15 protein-coding genes are annotated in these 17598 nt (G+C 76.5%); 13 read left to right on the top strand and 2 right to left on the bottom strand.

What is annotated here, in order from left to right:
• From ACI799_RS00155 to ACI799_RS00115, 9 genes are all read left to right on the top strand, one after another.
• Entirely contained in the window at positions 1–1500 is a 1500-nt protein-coding gene (locus ACI799_RS00155) for a pyridoxal phosphate-dependent decarboxylase family protein (RefSeq protein ID WP_456612058.1), read from the top strand.
• Positions 1497–2867, top strand: a complete 1371-nt coding sequence (locus ACI799_RS00150) for a lysine N(6)-hydroxylase/L-ornithine N(5)-oxygenase family protein (protein ID WP_456612057.1) — start codon at positions 1497–1499, stop codon at positions 2865–2867. The genes ACI799_RS00155 and ACI799_RS00150 overlap by 4 nt, the downstream gene beginning before the upstream one ends.
• Positions 2864–3448: a GNAT family N-acetyltransferase gene (locus ACI799_RS00145; protein WP_456612056.1), complete on the top strand. Its 585-nt coding sequence runs from the start codon at positions 2864–2866 to the stop codon at positions 3446–3448. Before ACI799_RS00150 ends, ACI799_RS00145 begins: the two co-directional genes overlap by 4 nt.
• The gene (locus ACI799_RS00140; RefSeq protein ID WP_456612055.1) at positions 3445–5262 is read left to right on the top strand and encodes an IucA/IucC family protein; all 1818 of its coding nucleotides are present in this window, start codon (positions 3445–3447) and stop codon (positions 5260–5262) included. Before ACI799_RS00145 ends, ACI799_RS00140 begins: the two co-directional genes overlap by 4 nt.
• A complete protein-coding gene (locus ACI799_RS00135; protein ID WP_456612054.1) occupies positions 5259–7412 on the top strand; it encodes a penicillin acylase family protein in 2154 nt (717 codons plus the stop codon). The genes ACI799_RS00140 and ACI799_RS00135 overlap by 4 nt, the downstream gene beginning before the upstream one ends.
• On the top strand, positions 7409–7996 hold the full coding sequence (locus ACI799_RS00130; protein ID WP_456612053.1) for a GNAT family N-acetyltransferase: 588 nt from the start codon (positions 7409–7411) through the stop codon (positions 7994–7996). Before ACI799_RS00135 ends, ACI799_RS00130 begins: the two co-directional genes overlap by 4 nt.
• Positions 7997–8027: 31 nt before the next feature.
• On the top strand, positions 8028–8600 hold the full coding sequence (locus ACI799_RS00125; RefSeq protein ID WP_456589688.1) for a hypothetical protein: 573 nt from the start codon (positions 8028–8030) through the stop codon (positions 8598–8600).
• Positions 8601–8747: 147 nt separating this feature from the next.
• Complete coding sequence (locus ACI799_RS00120) at positions 8748–10178, top strand: reverse transcriptase family protein (RefSeq protein WP_456600397.1); 1431 nt, start codon at positions 8748–8750, stop codon at positions 10176–10178.
• 45 nt (positions 10179–10223) lie between these two features.
• Positions 10224–11402, top strand: coding sequence for a precorrin-3B synthase (locus tag ACI799_RS00115; protein WP_456612052.1), 1179 nt, complete (start codon positions 10224–10226; stop codon positions 11400–11402).
• 73 nt (positions 11403–11475) lie between these two features.
• Here ACI799_RS00115 and ACI799_RS00110 read toward each other — a convergent pair whose 3' ends face one another.
• Positions 11476–11793 (bottom strand): hypothetical protein, encoded by a 318-nt coding sequence (locus tag ACI799_RS00110; protein WP_456612051.1) that lies wholly within the window; start codon positions 11791–11793, stop codon positions 11476–11478.
• A gap of 266 nt (positions 11794–12059) precedes the next feature.
• On the opposite strand from ACI799_RS00110, the gene ACI799_RS00105 reads away from it, so the two are divergent.
• The 4 genes from ACI799_RS00105 (at position 12060) to ACI799_RS00090 (ending at position 16832) form a co-directional block, all read left to right on the top strand.
• Entirely contained in the window at positions 12060–13289 is a 1230-nt protein-coding gene (locus ACI799_RS00105) for a DUF222 domain-containing protein (RefSeq protein ID WP_456612277.1), read from the top strand.
• A 141-nt stretch (positions 13290–13430) separates the two neighbouring features.
• Positions 13431–14051 carry a precorrin-8X methylmutase gene (locus tag ACI799_RS00100; RefSeq protein WP_456612050.1) on the top strand — a complete coding sequence of 207 codons (621 nt, stop codon included), beginning with the start codon at positions 13431–13433 and terminating at the stop codon, positions 14049–14051.
• The gene (locus ACI799_RS00095; protein ID WP_456600401.1) at positions 14048–15556 is read left to right on the top strand and encodes a precorrin-2 C(20)-methyltransferase; all 1509 of its coding nucleotides are present in this window, start codon (positions 14048–14050) and stop codon (positions 15554–15556) included. The genes ACI799_RS00100 and ACI799_RS00095 overlap by 4 nt, the downstream gene beginning before the upstream one ends.
• Positions 15557–15605: 49 nt before the next feature.
• The gene (locus ACI799_RS00090; RefSeq protein WP_456612049.1) at positions 15606–16832 is read left to right on the top strand and encodes an MFS transporter; all 1227 of its coding nucleotides are present in this window, start codon (positions 15606–15608) and stop codon (positions 16830–16832) included.
• A gap of 22 nt (positions 16833–16854) precedes the next feature.
• On the opposite strand, the gene ACI799_RS00085 is transcribed toward ACI799_RS00090, so the two are convergent.
• A complete protein-coding gene (locus ACI799_RS00085) occupies positions 16855–17592 on the bottom strand; it encodes a cobalt-precorrin-6A reductase (RefSeq protein WP_456612048.1) in 738 nt (245 codons plus the stop codon).
• Positions 17593–17598: the final 6 nt, after the last annotated feature.

Raw genomic sequence — 17598 nt, 5'->3', positions numbered from 1 at the left:
GTGACACAGCTCCAGCCGACCGCGCACCTGTTCTCGGGCGCGACGGTCGACCACTACGCCGCGGTCGTCACCGCAGCGCTCGGCGCGCTCACCGACCGGGTCCGGGTCGTCCGCCGCCCCCGGTCGGGCGCGCCGCAGGCCGATCTCGAGGACCTCGTCGACGGCATCGACCTCGACACCCCGCTCGGCGACACCTTCTCCGCGCTGAAGGAGACCTCCCGGCTCTACCTGGAGCACGCGGTCTGGTTCCACGAGCCCGGCTACGTCGCCCACCTGAACTGCCCGGTCGCCATCCCGGCGCTGGCGGCCGACCTGTTCGCGTCGGCGGTGAACACGTCGGTCGACACCTACGACCAGTCGACGACGGCGACCCTGATGGAGCGCCGGCTCATCGGCTGGGCCGCCGGGCGCGCCGGCCTGGGCCCGGCCGCGGACGGGATCTTCACCAGCGGCGGCACCCAGTCAAACCTCCAGGCGCTGCTGCTGGCCCGGGACGAGGCGCTCGCCGCGCAGCCCGGCGGAAGCCTGCCCGGCGGCGCCCGGCTCCGCGTCCTCGCCACCGACCAGGCGCACTTCAGCGTCGCGAAGGCCGCCCGCCTGCTCGGCCTGGGCGACGACGCGGTGGTGCCGGTGGCCACCGACGGGCAGCACCGGATGGATCCGGCCGCGCTCCGGTCGACCGCGGACCGGGTCCGGGCCGCCGGCGACGTCGTCATGGCGGTGTCCACCACCGCCGGCACGACCGACCTCGGCCGCATCGACCCGCTCGCCGCGGTGGCCGACGTCTGCGCGGAGGTCGGCGCATGGCTGCACGTCGACGCCGCGTACGGGGGTGGGCTGCTGGTCTCGCGCCGGCGCCGGCACCTCCTCGACGGCATCGAGCACGCCGACTCGGTGACGGTGGACTTCCACAAGACCTTCTTCCAGCCGGTGGCGTCCTCGGCGGTGCTGGTGCGCGACGGCGCCACGCTGCGACACGTCACCCACCACGCCGACTACCTCAACCCGCGCGGCGAACGGGCCCCCAACCAGGTCGACCGCAGCCTGCAGACCACCCGGCGCTTCGACGCGCTGAAGCTGTGGGTGACGCTGCGCGCCATGGGGGCCGATGCGGTCGGCGCGGCCTTCGACGCCTGCCTGGACCTCGCCGTCGACGTGCACGAGGACCTGGCTCGTGACCCGGAGTTCGAGGTGCACAGCGCACCGACGCTGAGCACCGTCCTCTTCCGCTACCGGCCGATCGGTGCCCACGGGCCGCTCGACCCCGCCGCCGCCGACCGGCTCGTCGGCGCGATCCGCGAGCGGTTGTTCGACGAGGGCGAGGCGGTCGTCGCCCGCACCGTCGTCGACGGGCGGCCCTGGCTGAAGTTCACGCTGCTCGACCCGGGCACCACCCGCGGCGACGTCCGGGCCGTGGTCGACCTCGTCCGCGCGGCCGGGGACGACCTGCTCGCCGCCGCCGGCACGCCCGTCCGCGACCGCGAGCAGGTGCTCGCGTGAGCGCCGCCGGCACGCCGGTGCACGACTTCGTCGCCGTCGGGATCGGCCCGTTCAACCTCGGACTCGCGGCCCTCAGCGCCCCGGTGCCCGACCTCTCCGGCGTCTTCCTCGACGAGCGCGAGGAGTTCAGCTGGCACCCCGGGATGCTGATCGAGGGCACCACGCTGCAGGTCCCGTTCCTCGCCGACCTGGTGACGATGGCCGACCCCACGTCGCCGTACTCGTTCCTGGCCTGGCTCAAGGAGACCGGGCGGCTGTACCCGTTCTACATCCGCGAGGACTTCCGCCCGCTGCGCGCCGAGTACGACACCTACTGCCGCTGGGCCGCCGGGCGCCTGCCGGGGCTGCGGTGGGGCCGGCGCGTGGAACGGGTCGAGCACGCCGACGGCGTCTACCGGGTCTCTGCCCGCGACGTCCGGACCGGCGAGGTCGAGGTACACCTGGGGCGCCGGCTGGTGCTCGGCGTCGGCACCGCGCCGTGGCTGCCCGAGCCGGTGCGGGACCTGCCCGGGCCGGCCTGGCACTCCGCGGACTACCTGCCGCACAAGGAGGAGCTGCAGACGCTCGGGCACGTCACGGTCGTGGGCAGCGGGCAGAGCGCCGCGGAGATCTACCTCGACCTGCTGACCGACGCCGACCGCCTGGGCTACCGGGTCGACTGGGTCACCCGCTCACCGCGGTTCTTCCCCATGGAGGTCACCAAGCTGACCCTGGAGATGACCTCGCCCGAGTACGCCCGGTACCACCACGGCCTGCCCATGGCGCGGCGCGACGCCCTCGCCCGCGAGCAGCGCCACCTCTACAAGGGCATCAGCGGCGAGCTGGTCGACGCCATCCACGACACCCTCTACCGGAGGGGCCGGCGCGGCGAGGTGCCGACCGAACTGCTGCCCGGTGTCGAGGTGGCCGGCGCGCGCTGGGACGCCGGGCAGCGCAGCTACGCGCTGCGGCTGCGGCACGCGGACCAGGGGCGCACCGCCACCCGGACGACGCGGGGGCTGGTGCTCGCCACCGGCTACCGCGCGCAGGTGCCGGCCTTCCTCGGCCCGGTGCGCGACCGCATCCGGTGGGACGCGCGCGGCCGGTACGACGTCGCGCTCGACCACTCGATCGACGTCGCCGGCCGGGAGGTGTTCGTGCAGAACGCCGAGGAGCACACCCACAGCCTGATCGCCCCGGACCTCGGTATGGGCGCCTACCGGAACTCGGTGATCATCAACGCGATGTGCGGGCGGGAGGTCTACCCGGTGGAGGAGCACATCGCCTACCAGACCTTCGGGGTCGGCGACGCCGAGGACGCCGAGGACGCCGGGGACACCGCCGGAGCCGGGACCGGCGCGCTGACCGCCGCAGGAGCTCCCCGGTGACCGCCGCACCGGCCTGGGCCGCCCGCTCGACGGTCGGGGTGCTCACCCTCGAGCCGCTGGACCTCGACCGCGACCTGCGCGTGCTGCACGCATGGGTGACGCACCCCCGCTCGGCCTACTGGCTGATGCAGGGGCAGGGGCCGGAGGAGGTGCGCGTCGCCTACGCCGCGATCGTCACCGACCCGCACCACGACGCCTGGCTCGGCCGGGTCGACGGCGTCCCGACGTTCCTCGCGGAGACCTACGACCCCCGCCACCGCGAACTCGCCGGCGTCTGGCCGGCCGCCCCCGGCGACGTCGGCATGCACCTGCTCGTGGCGCCGCCGGCCGACGGGGCCGCGCCGGTCCGCGGCCTGACGTCGGCGGTCATGGCGGCGGTCGTGCGGTTCTGCCTGGACCGCCCGGGGGCCCGCCGGGTCGTCGTCGAGCCGGATGCGCGCAACGCCGCCATCCGGGCCAAGAACCGGGCGGCGGGCTTCGTCGAGCACGGCGAGCTGGACCTGGGGCACAAGACGGCGGTGCTGAGCACCTGCACGGCCGAGTCGTTCGCGGCGAGCGAGCTGGCCGGGGTGCTGGCGTGAGCGCGGCGGGGCTCGAGCAGGAGCTCGCCGGCGCGGCCCACCTCGAGCCCGAGGCGATGGCCCGGGCGCACCGGCACGTCGTCACCAAGGCGCTGTCGGAGTTCAGCCACGAGCGCCTGGTCACCCCCGAACCGGCCGACGACGGGCCGGCCGACGCGCTGGGCCGGACCTGGTGGCGGCTGCCCACGGCGGCCGGGTCGGTCTACCGCTTCACCGCGCGGGTGCTGCCGCTGGAGCACTGGGACGTCGACCCCTCCTCGGTGAGCCGCACCGTCGACGGCGCCGCCGCGCCGCTGGACGCCCTGGCGCTGGTCGACGAGCTGCAGGCCGACCTCGGCATCCCCGACGCACTGCTCGGCACCTACCTGGAGGAGGTCAGCGCGACCCTCGCCGGCGTGGCGTGGAAGCTCCACCACCGCCGCGCCGACGCCCGCGAGCTGGCCCGCGCCGACCTGCAGACCGTCGAGCGGTCGATGACCGAGGGACACCCGGCCTTCGTCGCCAACAACGGGCGGATCGGCTTCGGGCTCTCCGACTCCGACGCGTACGCCCCGGAGGCGGGCGAGCCGGTCCGGCTGGTCTGGGTGGCGGCCCGGCGGGAGCACACCCACCTGGCCTGCGGCGACGGCGTCGACGAGGAGCGGCTCTACACGAGCCAGCTCGGCGAGCAGCTGCTCGCGCGGTTCGCCGGCCGGCTCCGCTCACTCGGCCTGGACCCGGCCGACTACCTCTTCCTGCCCGTGCACCCCTGGCAGTGGGAGCACCGGCTGGCGGTCACCTTCGCCGCGGACGTGGGCCGGCACGACCTCGTGCCGCTGGGGGTCAGCGAGGACCGCTACCAGGCGCAGCAGTCGATCCGGACCTTCTTCGACCTGGACCGCCCCGACCGGCACTACGTCAAGACGGCGCTGGCGATCCAGAACATGGGCTTCCTGCGCGGGCTCTCCCCGGCCTACATGCGCAGCACCCCGGCGATCAACGACTGGGTGGCCGGCATCGTGCGGGGCGACCCGGAGCTGACCGGCGCCGGCTTCGACGTGCTCCGCGAGCTGGCCTCGGTCGGCTACACCGGCGACGCGTACCACCGGATGGCCGGGCGCGGCATCCGCTCGCCGTACCAGCGGATGGTGGCGGCGCTGTGGCGCGAGAGCCCGGTGCCGCGGCTGGCGGCGGGTGAGCGGGCGATGACGATGGCGGCGCTGCTGCACCGGGATGCCGAGGGCCGGTCGCTGGTGGGCGGCCTCGTCGCCGACTCGGGGCTGGACCCGCGCACCTGGCTGCGCCGCTACCTCGACGCCTACCTCCGCCCGGTCCTGCACTGCCTGCTGGCCCACGACCTCGCCTTCATGCCGCACGGGGAGAACCTGATCCTCGTGCTGCGGGGCTCGGCGCCGACGCGGGTGCTGATGAAGGACGTCGGCGAGGAGGTCGCCGTGTTCGGCTCCCGGCCGCTGCCCCGGGACATCGAGCGGATCCGCGTGAACGAGCCCGACGACGTGCGCCTGCTGTCGGTGTTCACCGACGTCTTCGACGGGTTCCTGCGCTACCTCGCCGGCATCTTCGACGCCGACGGCCTGCTGTCGGCCGACGCCGTCTGGGCGTGCGTCGCCGACTGCCTGCTGGCGCACCGGGAGGCGTTCCCGGACCTCCACCGGCGCTTCGACCTGTTCACCCCCGCGTTCGCGCACTCCTGCCTCAACCGGCTGCAGCTGCGCAACACCCTGCAGATGGTCGACCTCGCCGACCAGGCGTCCTCCCTGCAGTACGCCGGGACGCTGGCCAACCCGGTCGCGCCGTTCGGGCCGCCGCGGTGACCGGGCCGGCTCCCGGGGTGGCCCGCGACCGGTGGGGCGTGCCCACCATCCGGGCGGGGTCGCTCGACGACCTCGCCCGGGCCCAGGGGTACGCCACCGCCGTCGACCGGGCCTGGCAGCTGGAGGTCGAGCGGTGGCGCAGCGAGGCGACCCTCGCCGCGCACCTGGGCGCGGCCGGGTTGGACTGGGACACCTTCGCGGCCCGCGCCCGGCTGGACGACACCGCCCGTCGCTGCCACGACGCCCTCGACCCGGGCACCCGGCGGTGGGTCGGGGCCTACGTCGACGGGGTGCGCGCCGGCCTGGCCGAGGGCGCCGCGCGCTCGCCGGAGCTGCGGGCCCTGGGCTGGGCGGGTGGGGAACAGCACGGCGGGCGCGGCGGCTGGCGGCCGTGGACCCCGCTGGGCATCTTCCTGGTGCACCACGTCCTGTTCGGTTCGCTGGGCACGACGGTGTGGCGGGGGCACCTGCTGCGTTCCTTCGGGCCGGGGCTCGGTCGGGAGCTCGCCGTCGCGCTGGGCCTGGGCCCGCCGGACGGCAGCAACGCGGTGGCGGTGACCGGCGCGCGGACGGCGTCCGGGCTGCCGCTGGTCGCCGGCGATCCGCACCGCCTGCTGGAGCGGCCCGGGATCTACCAACAGGTGCACCTCCTCGTCGAGGGAGCGGCCGACGACGGCGTCGACGTGGTCGGGCTGGCCTTCCCCGGCGTCCCCGGGGTCGCGCACTTCGGGCACACCGGCACGGTGGCCTGGGCGGTGACCAACGCGATGGCCGACTCCCAGGACCTCTACCGCGAGCGGCTGCGCCGGGACGGCGACCGCGTGCTGGCCCTCGGGCCGGACGGCTGGGAGCCGGCCGACGCCGCGACGGTCCGCCTCGATGTCCGCGACGGCGAACCGGTGACGGTGGAGACCGTCGAGACTGCGCGGGGGCCGGTCGTCGTCCCGTCGTGGACGGCGGAGGAGCCGGGCGAGCCCGAGGCGCTGAGCCTGCGCGCCCCGAGCCGGGTCGACGCCGCGCTCGGCTTCGATGCCCTGCCGCTGCTGCTGCGCGCCCGCACCGCGGCCGACGTCGAGGCGGCGCTCACCTCGTGGGTGGAGCCGGTGAACAGCGTCCTGGTCGCCGACAGCTCCGGCGACGTCCGCCAGCTCGTCGCGGGCCGGGTCCCGGACCGGGCGGCCGCGAACCGCTGGTACCCGGTGCCGGCCTGGGAGCGGGCGCACGCCTGGCGCGGGACCTGCCCGGCCCCGGCCGGGCTCCGGGTCACCGACGGACCCCCGTGGGACGGCGTGGCGGTGACGGCCAACGACCAGCGCCCCGACGTCGCCCCGTACGGCTCGGTGTTCGCACCGGGTCACCGGGCCGCCCGGCTGCGCGCGCTCCTCGGCGACCGCACCGGCCTGACCGCCGACGACCTGGCGGCGCTGCTGCTGGACACCGCCGCCCCCGCCTCCGGCCCGCTGCGGCTGCTCCGCGACCTCCGGCTCCCGGAGGCCCGCACCCCGGCCGCCCGGCTGCACGCGGAGATCGTCGGGTGGGACGGCCGGATGGACGCGAGCAGCCGCGGGGCGGCGGCGTTCGGCGCGTGGCGCGCGGCCCTGGTCCGGCGCGTCGCCGGCCTGCCGCTGCTCGCGCCCCTGCACCACCCGGCCGGCGTCCCCGAGGTGCTGGCGCCCTGGGTGTCCCCGGTCGAGCGGATCGGGACGGCGCTGGAGCGGCTGCTCCGCGTGCTCCCCCAGCACGGCGTCGACGTCGACGCGCTGGCCCGGGACGCGCTGGCCGACGCGGCGGGGAGCACCGCCGCGACATGGGGGGCGACGCACCGACTGCGCACCGTGCACTCCCTCGACGGCACCCCCTGGGAGGACGTCGTCGCCCGGCCCGCCGACGGCGCGCCGCTGGCCGGCGACACCGACTGCGTCCTGGCCACGACGAGCCTCCCCGGGCTCACCGACGTCTGCCTGCGCGGCCCCGTCGCCCGCTACGTCTGGGACCTCGCCGACCGCGACGCCAGCCGCTGGGTCGTCCCGCTGGGCGCCGACGGGGTGCCCGGCCCGCACGCGGAGGACCAGACGGAGCTCTGGCTGCGCGGCGACCTCGTCCCCGTTCCCCGCACCGCCACCCCCGCCGTCCTGGAGGAGATCTCGTGACCGACGCCCGCCTCGTCGAAGGAACCAGCCCGTTCGGAGACGGCCGCACCCTCGGGGTGCGCCGGCTCGACCCCGACCGCGACGCCCCCCTGGTGCACTCCTGGGTGCGCGAGGAGCGGGCCCGCTTCTGGGGGATGACCGACCACACCGAGGACCAGGTGCGGGACGTCTACGCATTCGTGGACTCGCTGCCCACCCACCACGCCTACCTGGTGTCGGTCGACGACGCCCCCGTCGCGCTGCTGCAGACCTACGAGCCGGCCGCGGACCCGGTCGCCGAGACCTACCCCGTGCAGGACGGCGACCTCGGCGTCCACCTGCTGCTGGCCCCGGCCCGCAGCAGGGAGGCGGGCTTCACCGCCCGGTTCGTGGCCGCCCTCGCGGCGGTGCTGCTGGCGAACCCGGCCGTGCGCCGCGTCGTCGTGGAGCCGGACGCCGGCAACGAGCTGGCCTTGGATCGCGTCCGCCGGACAGGGTTCGAGCTGGGGCCGGAGGTGGACCTGCCGGAGAAGCGCGCCCGGCTCGCGTTCCTGTCCCGGGAGACCCTCGAGGCGCTGACCGGCGCGGCACGGACATCGGGCTGACGCGCCCGGTCGGCCGCCCTAGCCTGCCGCGGTGGCCTACGACGCGCTGACGGAGAGCATCGCGCTCCTCGAGCGCGGTGTGCCGGACTCCCCGCCGCGGATCAGCCGACGCCGGCGGTTCGCCCCGCTGGCCGTCGACGTCGACGGGGACGTCGCCTGCACCCTCTTCGCCCGCCGCAGCGTCGGCTGCGCGGTGCAGGAGGCCTGGGTGCTCGTGCGGCGCGGGGCCCAGTGGTCGCTGCTCGGGGGCGGCGGGGGCGGCGGGTTCGAGGACGACGACCTGGCCGACCGCCCCGCCGCCGCGGCCCTGGGCGGTCACCTCCTCTGGCGCGGCGGTGGCTCGTCGCTCCGGAACGCCGGGCGGCTGCTGCCCTGGGGTGCCCGGTACGTCAGCTACGCCGTGCTCCGGGCGAGCGCGGAGGTCGACCGGGTCGTCGTCGGTCCGCGGGAGATCAGGGTGCCGCGGCACGGGCACCTCGTGGTCGTCTGGGACGGCGTGCCGCCCCTCGTGGAGGCACGGGCCGCGGACGGCCGGTTGCTCGCCGCGCGTCGGGTGGACCTGCGGCGCCGCCGCCTCCCCGAGGCGTACCGCGACCCCGCGTGATCGCCCGACCAGCGCGGATCCGCCGCCCGGACTGGTCAGGGCCGGATCGGCCCCCTACCGTGGCCGGGTGCGGCGGGGAGGGCAGGACGACCGGCGAGGAGCCGGTCCCTCCGGGGCAACCCCGGGGTCTCGCAGCAGAGCAGGGCGATGCGTCACCCGCCGGACGGCGCGCTCCGCGCACGTCCCGGCGCCTCCGTCACGGAGCGGCTGCCCTCCCCGCCGTCGCGCTCGGCGGCCCCGCCGGTGACGGCCACCCGGCGCGCCGAGGTCACCGCGAACGGCATCGCCACCGCGCTGCTCGCCGGGCGGTGGCGGCGCCCGCAGATGGTGCGCCGGGTCGCCGTCGCGCTCGGGTACCGGCGCGCCCCCCGCTGGGTGGGCACGCTGGTCGGTGAGGTGCTGGGGGCCTACTGGCACCCACCGGCCGACCGCCCGCGGGAACTGGCCGCCTTCCTCCGCACGACGGGGGGCTGGGCGCGCGGTCAGGCGGCCGAGGTGCCGCCGCGGGTGGTGCACTGGGAGCCGGTGCCGACCGCCGTCGTCCGGCCCCGGCTGCCCACGGTGGAGCTGCCCGACCTGAGCGCCCTGGCCCGGCTGCTCGACCTCGACCAGGGCGAGCTGGCCTGGTTCGCCGACGCCCGCACCGTCGAGCGCACGGCGCCCGAGCCCCTGCGCCACTACCGCTGGCGGGCGGTGGACCGGCCGACCGGGGTCCGGCTGCTCGCCGCACCGAAGCCCCGGCTGAAGGAGATCCAGCGGCGGCTCCTGCGGCACGTGCTCGACCCGGTCCCGGTGCACGGTGCCGCGCACGGCTGCGTGCCCGGCCGGTCGGTGCGGACGGCGGCCGCCCCGCACGCCGGCGCCGCCGTCGTCCTGCGGATGGACCTGGAGCACTTCTTCGCGAGCGTCCCCGCGCCCCGGGTGCACGGGCTGCTGCTGGGCCAGGCCGGCCTCCCCGAGCCGGTCGCGCACGCGGTGACCGGCCTGGTCACCACCGTGGTGCCCGCCGCGGTGTGGCGGCGCATCCCGCCGCCGGAGGACCCCGTGGCCCGGGAGCGGCACCGGCGGCTGGGGACGCGGCTCGCCGTGCCGCATCTTCCGCCGGGTGCGCCCACGTCCCCGGCCCTGGCGAACCTGGTCTGCTACCGGCTGGACCGCCGGCTGGCCGCGCTCGCGGCGACTTTCGGCGCGACCTACACCCGCTACGTCGACGACCTGACCTTCAGCGGCGGCACCCGGGTGGGGCGCGGCCGGCTGGCCCAGCTGGTGGGTGGGATCGCCCGGGAGGAGGGCTTCCGGGTGAACGCCGCCAAGACACGCGCGACCGGCTCGGCCCGCCGGCAGGCAGTGCTGGGCGTCGTGGTCAACGAGCGCCCGGCGCTGCCCCGCCGCGAGCGGGACGAGCTGCGCGCGCTGCTGCACAACTGCGCCACCCGCGGCTGGACCACCCAGCTCCGCGGCCGCGACCCCGCCACGTTCCGGGACCACGTCCTGGGCCGGGTGGCCTGGGCGGCGTCGGTGGACCCGGCGTCCGGGGCGCGGCTGCGCGCGCTGGCCGAGCGCATCGACTGGAGCTGACCGCCGACGGCTCGGGCCGACCCGGGACGTAGCCTCGCGGGCGCCATGTCATCAGCCGGGCTGCCCACGCCTCCCCTCCGGGACCGGGCCGACGCCTGCCCCGGCGCGCTGCAGACCCACTCCGCCGCCGACGGCGAGCTCGCGCGGGTGCGGGTCCCCGGTGGACTGCTGGTGGGCGACCAGCTGCGCGTCCTCGGCGCGGCCGCCGTCGAGCTCGGGGACGGCGCGCTGGAGCTCACCAGCCGCGGCAACGTGCAGCTGCGGGGCCTGCGCCCCGGATCGGCCGGCGAGCTCGGCGGCCGGCTGGCGGCGGCCGGGCTGCTGCCCAGCGACAGCCACGAGACGGCCCGCAACCTGTTGGGCAGCGTGTTGAGCGGGCGGACCGGGGGTCTGCTCGACGCCCGGCCCTGGGTGCGCGACTTCGACGCCGGGCTGTGCGCCGACCCGTCGCTCGCCGCGCTGCCGGGACGGTTCCTGGCCACGTTCGACGACGGCCGGGGCGACGTCGCCGCCCTCGGCGGGGACGTCGGCCTGTTCGCGCTCGCCCCCGACGCCGTCGCGCTGACCCTCGCCGGCGCCGACTCCGGCCTGCGCGCCGGTCCGGCGGACGCCGTCGACCTCGCGCTGGCGGCCACCCGGGCATTCCTCGACGAGCGCGCCGCCCAGGGCGGAACGGCCTGGCGGCTGGCCGAACTCGCCGACGGGCCGGCACGGGTGGCGGCGCGGCTGGACGCCCCGGCCGGGGAGCGGGTCGAGGTGCCGGCCCAGCCGCGGATCCGCCCGATCGGTGCGGTGCGGCAGGACGACGGCCGCACGGCCCTCGCCGCGGTGGTCCCCCTGGGCCGGCTGACCGCCGCCCAGGTGTCGCTGCTCGCCGACGTCGCGGCAGAGGTGCAGCTGACCCCGTGGCGCGGGGTCGTCGCGCCCGACCTGGCCGACGGGTCGGCGGCCAGGTCGCTGGCCGACGCCGGGCTGGTGCTCGACCCCACGAGCCCGTGGACGCGCGTGACCGCTTGCGCGGGGCTGCCCGGGTGCGCGAAGTCCCTGGCCGACGTGCGGTCGGACGCGACCGCTGCCGTGATCACCGGATCCCTCCCGGCGGACGGGGCGCGGCAGCACTGGGCCGGGTGCGAGCGGCGCTGCGGCCGGCCCGGCGGCGCAGTGGTGGACGTGGTCGCGACCGGCACCGGCTACCGGGTCGAGGGCAGCGGCCACCCCGGCTGAGGCCGGCTCGCTCCGGCAGGGGTGACGGACAGCAGCCCACGATGCTGAACCCGGGGCTGGGGCGTGCGCCCTGTTACCGGTAGTCGCTCAGCAATGCGCGGAGCACGCGGCCGACGTCGGCCAAGACGTCATCGAGGTCGGTGAGGTCCCGCCACTCGTGCCGGACCAGCCGGCGTCGCCACCAGCGGCCGCGGACCTGGTCGACCGCGATGTCCTCGTCGAGCCCGTCGAACCACACCTCGATCGGCTCGCCTGCCGTCCTGGGCTCGATCGTCGTGCCCCAGCCGTAGACGGCCTCCCGCCGGTTCCCGGACTGCCAGAAGCGGTCGTGGTGCCGGTACGACACGGTGCCCTCGTGGTCACGCAGCACTGACTCGACGATCGCGCGCAAGGCCACCTGCTGGGCGGGCGGCTCCGGAGCGGGGAAAGTCGGGCACGGCGCGACGCTAGCCCGGAGCCGGGCCGGAGGACGCACGTGGCGGGTCGGGCCATGCGAGAGCGGGCACCCGCCGCAGTGAACTCCCGAGCACCACGACCGACCGCTGTCCACGCTGTGCTGAAATCTGTGGACAGGCTTCTGACCTGCACTTTCGGGTTGCCGAGGCCGGTCCGCCCGGCATGTATTCGTACATGCGTTCGACCGCTGCGGGTGATGCGCTGGACCGGTTGACGGCCGCGCTGGACGACCTGGCGGCCGAGGACCTGGCCGGCCGGTTCGGCCCGCAGCTGCTCGACCGGCTGCGGCCGCTGCTGGTGGCGCAGAACCGGCTCGCCGCGGAAGTCACCCGCACCGTGCGGGAGTGCGGGGTCACCTCCGCCGCCGAGCACGACGGGCAGCGGACGATGGCCTCCTGGCTGCGCGGACATGCCCGGCTGTCGTCGGCCGCGGCGTCCCGGGTGGTGCGCTCCGGGCGGGCGCTGCCCGAGCTACCGGCGGTGCGAGCCGCGTTCGCCGCGGGTGCGATCACGGCGGAAGCGGTCGCGGTGATCGCCCCGGTCGCCGCACCGGTGAACGTGGCCGCCGCGCAGGCGCACGACGTGGACCTCGCCGGGGTCGACGCAACCCTGGCCGAGGTCGCCGCGAGTCGCCTGCACGCCGAACTCCGCCAGGTCGTGGACCACTACCTGGCCCGGCTCGACCCCGACGGCCCCGAGCCCGATCCCACCGAGGGCCGGTCACTGGTGTTCGTCACCCACGCCGATGGCCGCGTCGGGTTCCGCGGCGAGCTCGACGCCGTCGGCGGGGAGAAGTTCCAGGCCGCGGTCGAGTCGATCGTGCAGGCCTCCCGCCCCGCCGGGGACAGCCGCACCCGCGCCCAGCAGTCCGCCGACGCCCTGGTCCAGCTGGCCGACAACCAGCTCGCCTCCGGCGCCCTGCCGGTCCTGCGCACCGTGAAGCCGCACGTCATCGTCCGGATCGACCTCACCGACCTGGTCGACCCCGCCACCGGACCGGGCGCGGCCACCACCGGGCTCGGCGCCACCATCTCCGCCGCCCGCGCCCGCTGGCTGGCCTGTGACGGCAACGTCTCCCGCATCGTCATCGGCCCCGACGGCGAGCTCCTGGACCTGGGCCGCCGGCACCGGGTCGTCCCGCCGGCCCTGCGCCGCGCGGTCGAGTACCGCGACCGGGGATGCGTGTTCGCCGGCTGCGACGCCCCCGCCCACTGGTGCGACGTCCACCACCTCGTGCACTGGGCCGACGGCGGAGAGACCTCGCTGGAGAACTCCGGGCTGTTGTGCGAACGCCACCACACCAAGGTCCACCACGGATTCCGCATCGAACGAGATACCGCCGGCCGATGGCACACCTACCGGCCCGACGGCACCGAGATCCTGATCGTCCCCCGCATCACCGGCCAACCCGAACACTCGCGCACCGGCTGAGCCACCGACGCACGACGAACCCTCCCCGGGTCCTGGGAGGGGTTCGTCGGCCTGCTCAAGCACGCAGCACAGCGGTGGGCTGGGACCGCCCGCCGTTCCCCGGAGCAGGTGGCCCGAGCGCGGGACGTAGCCTCCTGCCCGATGTACGACTACGAGAAGGACGGCGCCGAGATCTACCGGCGCTCGTTCGCCACCATCCGCGCCGAGGCGAACCTCGCGAACCTGCCCGCCGACGTCGCCCAGGTGGCGGTGCGGATGATCCACGCCTGCGGGCAGGTGGACCTCGTCGACGACATCGCCCACTCCCCCGACGTCGTGCAGCGCGCCCGCGAGGCGCTGAACGCCGGCGCACCGGTGCTCTGCGACGCGCAGATGGTGGCCAGCGGCATCACCCGGCGGCGGCTGCCGAAGGACAACGACGTCATCTGCACCCTGAACGACCCGCGGACCCCCGGGCTCGCCGCCGAGCTGGGCACCACCCGCACCGCCGCGGCGCTGGAGCTGTGGCGCGACCGGCTCGACGGCGCGGTCGTCGCGATCGGCAACGCCCCCACCGCGCTGTTCCATCTGCTCGAGATGGTGGCCGCCGGTGCCCCGCGCCCCGCCGCCGTGCTCGGCATCCCTGTCGGGTTCATCGGCGCCGCCGAGTCCAAGGACGCCCTGGCGGAGTCCGACCTGGAGTTCCTGGTGGTCCGGGGCCGGCGCGGCGGCAGCGCGATCACCGCGGCCGCCATCAACGCGATCGCGAGCACCGTCGAATGAGCGGACAGACGACCGGCCGGCTCTACGGGGTGGGGCTGGGCCCCGGCGACCCCGAGCTCGTCACGGTCAAGGCCGCCCGGCTGATCGGCGCCGCCGACGTCGTCGCCTTCCACGCCGCGCGGCACGGCCGGTCGGTGGCCCGCGGCCTGGCCGAGCCCTACCTGCGCGAAGGGCAGATCGAGGAGCTGCTGGTCTACCCGGTCACCACCGAGACCACCGACCACCCGGGCGGCTACCAGGGCGCGATCGACGAGTTCTACGAGGCCGCCGCTGCGCGGCTGGCCGCCCACCTGGACGCCGGCCGCGACGTCGTCGTCCTCGCCGAGGGCGACCCGCTCTTCTACGGCTCCTACATGCACATGCACAAGCGGCTGGCGCACCGCTACCCGACCGAGGTCGTCCCCGGGGTGACCAGCGTGAGCGGCGCGGCCGCCGCGGTCGGCCGGCCCCTGGTGGAGCGCGACGAGGTGCTCACGGTGCTCCCCGGCACGCTGCCGGCCGACGAGCTCGCCGCCCGGCTGGCCGGCACCGACTCGGCGGCGGTGATGAAGCTCGGCCGCACCTTCCCGCAGGTGCGGGAGGCGTTCGAGCGGGCCGGCGTGCTCGACCGGGCGCTCTACGTCGAGCGGGCCACCACCGACCGGCAGCGGTGCCTGCCGCTCGCCGAGGTCGACCCGGCGAGCGTCCCGTACTTCTCCCTCGCCCTGCTGCCCAGCCCGCTCACGCCGCAGGTCACGGAGCCGGCCCAGCCCTCCGGCGAGGCGGCCACGCACGGAGAGGTCGTCGTCGTCGGCCTCGGTCCGGGCGCGCGGAGCTGGACGACCCCGGAGGCCGCCGAGGCGCTCGCCGCCGCCGACGACCTCGTCGGCTACGGCCCCTACCTCGACCGGGTCGCGGCCAACCCGCGCCAGACCCGGCACCCCAGCGACAACCGCGTCGAGGCCGACCGTGCCGCGCACGCGCTGACGCTGGCCCGGGAGGGGCGGCGGGTCGCGGTCGTCTCCAGTGGAGACCCGGGCGTCTTCGCCATGGCCGCCGCCGTGCTCGAGGTGGCCGAGCGCCCCGAGTTCGCCGGTGTCCCGGTGCGGGTCGTCCCCGGCCTCACCGCCGCCCAGGCGGTCGCCTCCCGGGTGGGGGCCCCGCTGGGGCACGACTTCTGCGTGCTGTCGCTCTCCGACGTCCTCAAGCCCTGGGAGGTGATCACCGATCGGCTGCGCCACGCCGCCGCCGCCGACCTGGTCATCGCCCTCTACAACCCGCGCTCGAAGCACCGCCCGCACCAGCTCGGCGAAGCGCTGCGGGTGCTGCTGGAGGTGCGCCCGCCGGAGACCGTGGTGGTCGTGGGGCGGGACGTCGGCGGGCCGGAGGAGAGCCTCCGGGTCACCACCCTGGGCGCGCTGGACCCCGCGACCGTGGACATGCGCTGCCTGGTGCTGATCGGCTCCTCGCAGACCCGCGTCACCGCCTCCGGCGCGGTCTACACCTCCCGCCGCTACCCGGGCTGACACGCCGGGGCGGGGAATGCCCGCGCGATCGTTGCCCTTTCCCACCGTCGTGGCACCCCCGACGCTCAGCAGAGCCCCCGCGTTCTGGACCACCGCCGGCCTGCTGCTGCTCGTCCTCGCGGCCTCGGGGGTGCCCACGCCGCTGTACCGCGTCTACCAGGAGCAGTTCGGCTTCGGGCCCGGCATGCTCACGACGGTCTTCGGCATCTACGCCCTCGCCCTGCTGGCCGCCCTCCTCGTGGTGGGTGGCCTCTCCGACCACGTGGGCCGCCGGCCGGTGGTGGCCGGCGGGCTGCTGCTGCAGGCGGTCTCCATGGCCGTCTTCCTGACCGCCGACAGCGTCGGCTGGCTGCTCACCGCCCGGGTGCTGCAGGGCCTGTCGATGGGCGCGCTCACCGGCACCCTCGGCGCCCTGCTGCTCGACACCCAGCGCCCGGCCCGCCCGCTGGGCCCGCTGGTCAACAGCGCCGGGCCCGGCATCGGGCTGTCGCTGGGGGCCGTGGGCGCCGGCCTGGTCGTGGAGTACGTCGCCTCGCCCACGCGCTGGGTCTTCGCCGTCCTGACCGGGGTGCTGCTCCTCGCCGCCGCGCTGGTGCCGCTGCTGCCCGAGACCTCCCCCCGCGCACCGGGAGCGCTGCGCTCGCTGCGGCCGACGGTGCGCGTGCCCGCACCCCAGCGCCCGGCGTTCCTCACCGCGCTCCCGGCCATCGTCGCCGCGTGGGCGCTCGGCGGCCTGTACCTCTCCCTCGGCCCCTCGCTGGTCGCCTCGGTCTTCGGCATCGAGGACCACCTGGTCGGCAGCCTGCTGGTGCTGGCCATGCAGGGCACCGCGGCGCTCGGCGCCGTCCTGGGCCGCGACCTCGCACCGGAGCGCGCCATGGTCGCGGGCGCCTCCGTGTTCGCCGTCGGGGTGACCGGCACGATCGCCGCCCTGCTGACCGGGCAGGTCGTCGTGCTCTTCGGCTCCGCCGTCGTCTCCGGCCTCGGCTTCGGCCTGGCCTTCCTCGGCGCGGTCGCCACGGCCAGCGCCGGCGTGGCACCGGCCGAGCGCGCCGGACTCCTGTCGAGCGTCTTCGTCGTCGGCTACCTGAGCTTCAGCGTCCCGGCCGTGGCCGCCGGGGCCGCCGCCGGGGCGTTCGGCCTGGCACCGGTCACCGAGGTCTACGCCGCCGTCCTGGTCGTCCTGGCGCTGGCCGCGGTCGCCGGTGTGCGGCTGCGCCGCCGGGCGACCCCACCCGACCGGACGCCGGACGCCGCGGAGTCGCTGCCCGCCTGAGCCGGGTCGGCGGTACGTCGGATCAGGTCGTGCGCGACCGAACCCATTCCCGGGCCGCCTCCACGGTGTCGGCCACCGCGACCCCCGGCGGCAGCGGCGGGCGGCGCACCAGCACGACCGGCACCCCCAGCTCGCGAGCGGCGGTCAGCTTGGCGGCGGTCATCCCGCCCCCGCTGTCCTTGGTGACGACGACCTCCACGGCGTGCGCCCGCATCAGCGCGATCTCGTCCGCGACGGTGAACGGCCCGCGGGCGAGCACCACCGTGCTGCGCCGGGGCAGCGGCGGCGACGGGGGGTCCACCGACCGCACCAGGCAGTGCCCCGGGACGTCGGCGAACGCGGCGAGCCCCTGCCGCCCGGTCGTGAGGAACACCGAGTCGTACCCGGTCACCGCTGCCGCCGCTCGTTGCAGTGACCCGACCCAGTGCCAGTCGTCCCCCGGCGCGGCGGACCAGCCCGGTCGTTGCAGTCGCAGCAACGGAATTCCGGCGACCGCCGCCGCCTCCGCCGCCGCCGCCGTCATCCCGGTGGCGAACGGGTGCGTGGCGTCCACGACGGCCGCCGTCGGGGCCTCCCGCAGCCAGGCCGCCAGCCCCGCCGCACCGCCGAACCCGCCGATCCGCACCGCACCCGCCGGCAGCAGGGGCTCGGCGACGCGCCCGGCCAGGGAGCTGACGACGTCGACCCCGTCATCCACCAGCGCTCCGGCCAGCCGTCGCGCCTCCCCGGTCCCCCCCAGGACCAGCACCCGGCCGGTCACGCCGCG

Source organism: Blastococcus sp. SYSU DS0753, assembly GCF_054051175.1.
The sequence above is the reverse complement of the archived record's forward strand: the minus strand, read 5'-3'. Positions and strand labels throughout refer to the sequence as shown.

Bases quoted from the DNA above. Each gene is read 5' to 3' on its own strand.
- ACI799_RS00095 (WP_456600401.1), top strand. From the start codon at position 14,048: ATGAGCGGACAGACGACCGGCCGGCTCTACGGGGTGGGGCTGGGCCCC.
- ACI799_RS00120 (WP_456600397.1), top strand. From the start codon at position 8,748: ATGCGTCACCCGCCGGACGGCGCGCTCCGCGCACGTCCCGGCGCCTCC.
- ACI799_RS00100 (WP_456612050.1), top strand. From the start codon at position 13,431: ATGTACGACTACGAGAAGGACGGCGCCGAGATCTACCGGCGCTCGTTC.
- ACI799_RS00115 (WP_456612052.1), top strand. From the start codon at position 10,224: ATGTCATCAGCCGGGCTGCCCACGCCTCCCCTCCGGGACCGGGCCGAC.